The 487-nt window shown below is 58.9% G+C and carries 1 pseudogene; it reads left to right on the top strand.

Annotated elements, in window-relative coordinates:
• Positions 1-487, top strand: a pseudogene (locus lacNas_RS10860) (phenylalanine--tRNA ligase subunit beta); the annotation flags it as partial.

Here is a 487-nt window from a genome sequence, read left to right as displayed (position 1 = left end):
CGGCCGGATCTACGGCTACGACAACATCAAGTCCACCCACCCGGCTACCGGCGAACTGACTGGCGGCTACGCGGCCGATGAAATCAAGGTCCGCCACCTGCGCGGCCTGCTGGAAGGGCAGGGGTTGAGCGAAACGATCAACTACTCATTGACTTCTGAAGAACTGGCCACCACTTTCGTCAAGCAGCCGCTTACCCCGGTCAAGGTCAACTGGCCGCTCAACTCTTCCAGAACGACCATGCGCCAGAACCTGATCTGCGGCCTGCTGGACACGATTGCCTACAACTTTGCCCGCAAGCAGACCGAATTGCAGCTGTTTGAAAACGCCCGCGTCTACGACATGGAAGGCGGCAGCTACCACGAACACGAACACCTGGCAGCCGCTTATGTGGGCCAGGCCGGCGAGAGCAACTGGCAGCACCAGGACGAAGCCATCGACTTCTACTATGTCAAGGGCCAGCTGGAAGACCTGTTTGAAATGATCGGC

It is taken from the genome of Lactobacillus nasalidis (genome assembly GCF_016587775.1).
Lineage (GTDB): Bacteria > Bacillota > Bacilli > Lactobacillales > Lactobacillaceae > Lactobacillus > Lactobacillus nasalidis.
This window is presented reverse-complemented; position numbering and strand designations above follow the sequence as displayed.